Here is a 797-nt window from a genome sequence, read left to right on the forward strand (position 1 = left end):
GTGCCGAAGGGGGTGGCGGTCACTCATGGCAATGTGACTCAGCTCCTGTTGGAGACGGACGCCTATGTGCTGCCGGGGACGTGGACGCAGTGCAATTCGTATGGGTTTGACACCTCGGTGTGGGAGGTGTGGGGTCCGTTGTTGCATGGCGGGCGGGTGTTGGTGGTGCCCGAAGCGGTGGCCGCGGCGCCGGAAGATTTTCATGAGTTGTTGGTCAGTGAGCGGGCCAGTTTTCTTGCTTGGACTCCGTCGGCGGTAGCGACGTTGTCGCCGCAGGGCTTGGGGCAGATGACGGTGGCGGTGGCCGGTGAGGCGTGTCCGGCTGAGGTGGTGGATCGCTGGGCTCCGGGGCGGGTGATGTTCAATGCCTACGGTCCGACTGAGACGACGATGGTGTTGACGCTGAGTGCGGCGTTGGCGGCGGGGTCGGGGGTGCCGCCGATTGGTGCGCCGGTGCCGGGGGCGGCGTTGTTTGTGTTGGATCAGTGGTTGCGTCCGGTGCCGGTCGGGGTGGTCGGTGAGTTGTATGCCGCGGGTCGCGGTGTGAGTTGTGGCTATGTGCGGCGGGCGGGGTTGACGGCGTCGCGGTTTGTGGCGTGTCCGTTTGGTGGTAGCGGGGCGCGGATGTATCGCACTGGGGATTTGGTGCGGTGGCGTGCTGATGGGCAGCTCGATTATTTGGGTCGGGCTGATGAGCAGGTCAAGATTCGTGGGTATCGCATCGAGCTTGGTGATGTGCGTACGGCGTTGGCGGGGTTGGACGGGGTTGATGAGGCGGCGGTGATCGCCCGTGAGGA

The 797-nt window shown here is 65.0% G+C and carries 1 protein-coding gene; it reads left to right on the forward strand.

Annotated elements, in window-relative coordinates:
- Window positions 1–797: AMP-binding protein (locus AC5Y4T_RS26145; RefSeq protein WP_499956145.1), on the forward strand; the 797-nt coding region annotated here is incomplete at both ends.

The organism is Mycobacterium sp. NGS11 (genome assembly GCF_059813315.1).